The organism is Microcoleus sp. BM001215392, assembly GCF_036700185.1.
Lineage (GTDB): Bacteria > Cyanobacteriota > Cyanobacteriia > Cyanobacteriales > Microcoleaceae > Microcoleus.
In genome coordinates, this window is sequence record NZ_JAUBOJ010000394.1 from 1 (window position 1) to 6,736 (window position 6,736).

Consider the following 6,736-nt stretch of genomic DNA (forward strand, 5'->3'; position numbering starts at 1 on the left):
AATAATTTATATGCGGTCATGCTTCGCCCTCCTCAAAAACCAGATGCACCCGATAGCATCATTTTTGTATCTCCGATCGCATCATTCTTAGATGTTATTGTTTGCGGTGCGTCAAAATCGCAATAAGCCTCTGCGATTGCTTTCATAAAAGATTCCTATGACAAAATTGCTAAAATTTAGAAAGGTGAACTGTGTTATCCCAAAAAACTAGGATTGGACTCTGGAGTGCCTCATTTTTAACCGGATTGGTTGGAGTTATTAACCTGCTATCTGCTGTAACTCCCAGTTTACCCGATCGCCGAAATTGGTTGGAACCATTTTTTCCTTTTCCCGTGCGTGCGGGCGGGCATTTTTTTGCAGCTCTGATCGGATTTATGTTGCTAACTTTGGCAACAAATTTGTTGCGGCGCAAGCGGATTGCTTGGTTGCTGACGGTGGGATTGTTAATTGCTTCTATTTTAACTCATTTAGTCAAGGGATTGGATGTTGAAGAAAGTTTAATTTCTGGGGTGCTGCTGTTTCAGTTGTTGGTGATGCGGAAGACGTTTACTGCTCAATCCGATCGCCCTTCAATTGCTCAAGGAATCCGAGTTTTGCTGGGTGCTTTGCTGTTTACCATCGCTTACGGTACGGCGGGTTTTTACATTTTAGACGGGCGTTTTGAAGTTAACGAAAAAGCAATTAATTTCGATTTTGACGATGCTATATTCCAAACTTTTGCCATGTTTTTTACGGCGGATAATGCGGGATTAGTTCCGAAAACTCGATTTGCTAACTTTTTTGCAGATTCGATTTATGCTGTGGGTGCGGTAACGATTGGTTATGCACTTTTGATGCTGCTGCGCCCGGTACTGCTGCGAGACTCGGCAACTTTTTGGGAACGGAATAAAGCTAGAAGAATTGTGGAAACATACGGGAAGACGACGCTAGCGAGGTTGGCGTTACTTGAGGATAAGTCTTATTATTTTAGTCCTTCGGGGAAAAGCGCGATCGCCTACGTGCCCAAAGGTAGAGGCGCGATCGCCCTCGGAGACCCCATCGGCCCCCCAGAAGACCGCAAAGAGGCTATTCTGGGGTTTCAAGAGTTTTGCGATCGCAACGATTGGTATCCTGCATTCTATCAAACTTTACCCGAGGATCTAGAAATGTATTCTAATCTCGGTTTTCGAGTGGTGCAAATCGGCGAAGAAGCAATTGTTGACCTCAAAACTTTTACTCTCAAAGGCAAGGCAAATCAAAACTTGAGAACTGCAATCAACCGACTCACAAAAGCTGGTCATCAAGTCGAATTTTACGAGCCTCCTTTAAGTTTGGAGTTGATGCGAAAGATGAAATTCGTCAGTGACGAGTGGCTACAAATGGTTCAGGGTTCCGAAAAACAGTTTTCTGTCGGTTGGTTTGATGAGGCATATTTGCAGAAAACTCGGGTCGCAGCCATCCACACTCCCGACGGTAAAATTAGTGCTTTTGCTAATATGATATCGGTGGGCGATCGAGTTGTTGGAGTTGATTTAATGCGCCGTCGCAATCAGGTGGAAAATGGCACGATGGAGTGTTTGTTTGCTTCGATGTTGCAGCACTGTCAAGAGTTGGGCTATGCAGAATTTGATTTGGGTTTGTCGGCTTTGGCGGGAGTTGGAGAAGCTGAAAAATCCGGGCGGTTGGAAAAGGTTTTAATTTATCTTTCGGAACACTTGAGCAAGTTTTATAATTTTAAGGGATTGCACAGTTTTAAAGATAAGTTTGGGCCGCGCTGGGAACCGCGTTATTTTGTTTATCCGAGTTGGGGAAGTTTGCCGGATGTTGTGGTTGCTTTGATTCGGGCCGATTCGGGCGATGGCTTACGCCCCGCTATGCTACGACTTTTTGACTATTTGCGCCCGGGAAGTTAGGCGATTTTAGATTGAAGGTTTTAACGCAGCAATTACCAACAAATAGGAGCAGTTTATGAATTTGACGCTAAATCTATCACCTGAATTGGAGCAATATCTCTTAAAGTCTGCTCAGCGGCGAGGCATTTCTGTAGAGGAAGTAACCTTGCAAATGCTGATCGGATGTATGCAGAGTCAGGAACAGGATTCGATCGCATCTGGTGCGGTGTGTGAAGTTTGGTCTCCCTTTGATGCGTTTGATGCTGCACAGACGATGCTGGAAGTTTTAACTGGTTCCGAGTCTCTCTCTGGGAACCTATATCACTCTTGCTCCGCCTCGGCTGGACAATAGAGGCAGAGCCTCCGGATCTGTGTTACCAGGCTCTGCCTGGTAACAAGTAATATCCACGGATAGAGACACGACTTTCTCTTAGTTACATCCGTTACAAAATCCGCTGCCGAACTTCGTTATGCCAATCCCCGCAGCGGCACGCGCTGCTTCTGCAAAACCTCTGAATACAGCTTTTCCAACTCAGTAATATTCTGACTGAGAGTGTAACGCTCGATCGCCCGTTGGCGTGCTTTTTGCCCCAGCAACGTTCCCAATTCGGGATGATCGCAAAACAGCGGCAGCAAAGTTAGTAACTGACTCCGCACCCGCTGAGTGTTCAAAACTATCCCCGCGCCTGACTCCAAGGCCTCGCCGTCAGCACCCGCATCCGTTGCCAAACAAGCTAAACCGCAGGCCATCGCTTCCAGCAGCGACAGCGACAGTCCCTCCACCAAAGAAGGCAAAATAAATACATCTGCACCCCGCAGAATCTCGATCCGGCGTTCTTCCTCGGCGACAAATCCGAGCCATACAATGCCGTCCTCTTCGCCGTAGGACAGTTGCAGCGATGCGGCGAGGGGCCCGTCGCCTACGATCGCCAACACGTTGCCAGGCCCAAAATTACATTGTTTCCAGGCCTTGAGCAAAGCCTCAACATTTTTCTCCGGGGCAATGCGGCCTTGATATACAAAAAGTCGATCGGCTTTTAATTGAGACTTCAACCCCGAAGGCCCGGGCGAATACTTCACCGCGTCTACGCCGTTGGGAATCACAGCCACCCGTTCTTCCGGCACTCCCAACTTCACCAAAATATCCCGCTGAATCTGAGAAAACACGATCGTCGAGTCGTAGTGAGCCAAAAACGGAGCGTAGAGTTGATACATCAGGTGTTGGGTTCCCGATGTTAAATTGCGCAATTTGCGATCGAACGGCGGGTGAAAAGTCGCCACCAGAGGCAAATTCAATTCCTGACAAATTTCCGGTAGCAGAAAGTCTAGAGGCGAAAGCGTCAGGGAAGCGTGAACAACATCCGGTTTCAGCCGCCGCAAAGACTTCATCAAAACTGTGCGGGATTTGAGAGTAGGAATCGTATAAATTTGCGATTTGTAGTGACAGGGTAAAGAAACTTCGTTGCAACTCGCGGGCGAGAGCGAATTAGTAAATGAGGTTGGAGACATCGACGCTCCCCATTTCCCATTTACCAAGCTCCACGCCGTATTGTTCCTGTCGAGTGGCCCCGCTTCTTGGGCAAAGTGCAGGAAGCTAACCTGGTATCCCCGGTCTAATAATGCGTTGGTGACTTCCCTGGAGTAAGTGACATTACCGCAAAAAGGTGATTTTTTTCCTAGCCAAGCGATGTGCATTCGAGTAAATCAGAGTTTGTTATTTTTTAGATTCGATCGACTTTGCTATTAGTGCTACGGAAAATATACCAGGTTAAGACACCGCCTGCGATCGCCAATCCTGCTAAAGCCAAAAATACTGTAGGTAAACCCAGAAAGGTTTCGGCTACCCCGGCCAAAGCCAACGGTAAACTCAAAGCGATATTAGTGGCATTGTTTTGCAGCCCGAAAACTTTTCCCCGCATTTCTTCTGGGGTTTCTGCTTGAATTGTCGTCTGCATCGGCACTCCCACCAATGAGGCAAATAAACCCAACATGGTAATGAACAACACCGAGATCCACAAATGGTGTGTAAATGCAGAAAGACCCATCAGAGCCACTGCCATACCAACAGATCCGATTAAACTCAGTTGGGAGTGAGAAAATTTGTGGCCGAGATAGCCGACTGTGGTCGCCCCAATCGCCATCCCAACGCCCACCGCAGCCAGCAAAAAGCCAAATTGCGATGCTCGCATACCCGGCAGAATTTCTGCTAATCGCACCGCTAAAACTGCCAAGGCTGCAAAAATCGAAAATAGAATAATTAGTTGAATTAAAGCATTGCGGACTTTCGGTTGATCGTTGATGTAACGCAGCCCATCTTTCAAATCTGCTAGGGGATGTGGCGGTTCGTGTTCGACTTCGTTTTTTTCGCCTGTTTTCATCGACAGCAACAGCACTCCGGCGAAGGCGTAACTGCCACCTACTACTAATTCTTTGCCGATGCCGAGTCCGCCGCCGAGGTTGGTAAATAGAGTGTCGGCTAAGGCTAGCAAGGGTTCTCCGACTGCGAAGCCGATAATCACCGAACCCATCATGGTTGTAGTGTAGAGCGAGTTTGCCGATAGCAGGTGGCGGCGTTCCACAATTAAGGGAATTACTGACTGTTCTGCTGGGGCGAAAAATTGAGTTAGGGTGGAAACTAGGAATGTGACTAGCAGCAGCAAGCAGAATCCGAGCGGCAGTTGACCGAGTTCCCAGCCGTCTGAGAGCCACAGCAGCAGGGGTAATGTTAAGACGAAGGCTCCGCGCAGCAGGTTTGTGGCTACGAGCACCGCTTTTTTTGACCAGCGATCGACATATACGCCCGCAGCAGCCCCAAATAATACCGCAGGAATCGTAAAAGCAATCATAATTGCCGATACCCACCTGCTGATGGTTTGATCTGGCGCTTGAAATCTGCTGGCTACCAGGGCGATCGTCAGTACGAGATAAACTTTATCTGCTAGTTGCGAAAAAACTTGCCCGCTCCACAAGGCTAGAAAATTTCGGTTTTTCAGAACCGGCAAAAATCCGGTTTCTTTTTCGGGAGTTTCGTCTACTGCTTCGGCGAGTTCTGCTGTTTGCAGCGGGGGGATGGCTTCTGGTTGTTGGCTTTTACCGTTGCTTGACTCTGTTTCTGGATTTGTGGGATGTTTGTCCATTTCTGGGTCTTGGGCGTTGTTCCATGTTCTGGCAGAGACCGGTGAGCAATCAAAATCTGGAAAATTTTCTCGTTCTTCCATCTTGTGGTGGGTCACAGCTAAAAAAGATGTTCTCAAATCATTATCGGACAGTCGCATCATAGGATTAGGGGTGGATCGCCTGGGATGGTTGAGCTTGGGCGGATGGGAATTTCAAATTGAGGCGTTTACCTCTAATTTTAATAACTCGTAACTTTTCTTATTATCTAGTTTTGCAAGAATCTTGAGCATTTACCTGAAATTGCTTGCTGGTTCGGATATCCCGCAAGCTGGGGTGAGATTTTTACTCAGCCTGATTCAAAATTTAAAACTCAAAACTCTCCAAGTATGTGTCGATCGAGCTTCCCGATCGAATCGTGCAACCTAAATGATACTGGGCATATTGCCGCAAAATATTTTCTACTGATATCCAAGCCGCGCGATCGGTAATCCCCTCTTCTAGTTCTGCACTACCCAACTGTTGCAGCGCCGCTAATTCTTTAGCATTAATATGGAAATTTGTCAAGTGTTTGCTGTCGCTCGTTTGCGGGGAACGGGAGCTGGATCTGTACAGGCTGCCGGTTTGGGAAGAGAGTTCTGCCTCTAAGTTGGCGAGCGACAGCAAGCTGAAGGTTCCCCCAGAGGGTATACTAAACCCGGTTTGCCAGTTCGGATCTGTGAAATTTGGGATCAGGGGTTGTCTGGTGGCGCAACAGACTTGGACTTGGGGCGCGAGGCCTGCTAGGGCTAGCAGGTGAAAAATACCCTGGGCGAGATGGGCGACAAGCACGGCGGCGGATTGGATTTCTGTGCGATCGGACAAACCCTCTAAACGGCTCAAGTGTTCGCCCAGCAAAAAGAAAAGTGATTCTTGCGGCTCGTCGGATAGGGCGCTGGCGATCGCCAATTCGGCCAGATATTGCGCGGCTGATAGTTTTCCGAGGTTGCGGCTCAAACCAGGATAGGATTCGACGGTGCTAGCTTGGGTAATCTTGTCGAGCGATCGACCTTTGGCGATCAGCAATTCGTTGACAACAAATAACTCGCTTCTCCCGCCAATGCTCGATCGCTGTTTGCGAACACCAGGTGCTACGGCTTTAATTAAGCCGAATTCCCGCGTCAAAACTGTCAGCAGGCGATCGGATTCGCCTAGAGGCGCACTCTTAAGATTGATTCCAGTTGCTTTGTAAGTTCGATTCACTAGATTTTAAATTTTAGATTCACAAGGGCAGTCGAGTCGCAAAAACAGTCCACGACACAGAACGTTTATTCGATATTCGATACTCGTTACCAGGCTCCAGCCTGGTAACGCAGATAGGCGAGGAAGAGCCTCCTTAATCCTGTACCGAGGACGCAGAGCCTCTAAATATGGGTTAAGGAGGCTCTTCCTTGGAACCAGTTAAGTTTCAGCTTAAGTTGACACTAATACCCATTACCAATGACAACTGCCAACTGCCAACTGTCAACTGTCAACTGTCAACTGTCAACACTCGTTACCAGGCTCCAGCCTGGTAACGCAGATAGGCGAGGAAGAGCCTCCTTAATCCTGTACCGAGGACGCAGAGCCTCTAAATATGGGTTAAGGAGGCTCTTCCTTGGAACCAGTTAAGTTTCAGCTTAAGTTGACACTAATACCCATTACCAATGACAACTGCCAACTGCCAACTGCCAACTGTCAACTGTCAACTGTCAACTGTCAACTGTCAACTG

5 protein-coding genes are annotated in these 6,736 nt (G+C 48.0%); 2 read left to right on the top strand and 3 right to left on the bottom strand.

Annotated features, from left to right (window positions below; genetic code table 11):
• The first annotated feature begins 191 nt into the window (after positions 1 to 191).
• Both QT974_RS28845 and QT974_RS28850 read left to right on the top strand, forming a co-directional pair.
• The gene (locus QT974_RS28845) at positions 192 to 1,892 is read left to right on the top strand and encodes a phosphatidylglycerol lysyltransferase domain-containing protein (protein ID WP_333471818.1); all 1,701 of its coding nucleotides are present in this window, start codon (positions 192 to 194) and stop codon (positions 1,890 to 1,892) included.
• Between the two features lie 55 nt (positions 1,893 to 1,947).
• Positions 1,948 to 2,223: a hypothetical protein gene (locus QT974_RS28850; protein ID WP_333471819.1), complete on the top strand. Its 276-nt coding sequence runs from the start codon at positions 1,948 to 1,950 to the stop codon at positions 2,221 to 2,223.
• Positions 2,224 to 2,339: 116 nt separating this feature from the next.
• Here QT974_RS28850 and QT974_RS28855 read toward each other — a convergent pair whose 3' ends face one another.
• From QT974_RS28855 to recO, 3 genes are all read right to left on the bottom strand, one after another.
• Complete coding sequence (locus tag QT974_RS28855) at positions 2,340 to 3,566, bottom strand: glycosyltransferase family 4 protein (RefSeq protein ID WP_333471820.1); 1,227 nt, start codon at positions 3,564 to 3,566, stop codon at positions 2,340 to 2,342.
• A gap of 26 nt (positions 3,567 to 3,592) precedes the next feature.
• On the bottom strand, positions 3,593 to 5,149 hold the full coding sequence (locus QT974_RS28860; RefSeq protein ID WP_333471821.1) for an MFS transporter: 1,557 nt from the start codon (positions 5,147 to 5,149) through the stop codon (positions 3,593 to 3,595).
• A 202-nt stretch (positions 5,150 to 5,351) separates the two neighbouring features.
• The gene (gene recO / locus QT974_RS28865) at positions 5,352 to 6,227 is read right to left on the bottom strand and encodes a DNA repair protein RecO (RefSeq protein ID WP_333471822.1); all 876 of its coding nucleotides are present in this window, start codon (positions 6,225 to 6,227) and stop codon (positions 5,352 to 5,354) included.
• Positions 6,228 to 6,736: the final 509 nt, after the last annotated feature.

Bases quoted from the DNA above. Each gene is read 5' to 3' on its own strand.
- QT974_RS28850 (WP_333471819.1), top strand. From the start codon at position 1,948: ATGAATTTGACGCTAAATCTATCACCTGAATTGGAGCAATATCTCTTA.
- QT974_RS28855 (WP_333471820.1), bottom strand. From the start codon at position 3,566: ATGCACATCGCTTGGCTAGGAAAAAAATCACCTTTTTGCGGTAATGTC.
- QT974_RS28860 (WP_333471821.1), bottom strand. From the start codon at position 5,149: ATGATGCGACTGTCCGATAATGATTTGAGAACATCTTTTTTAGCTGTG.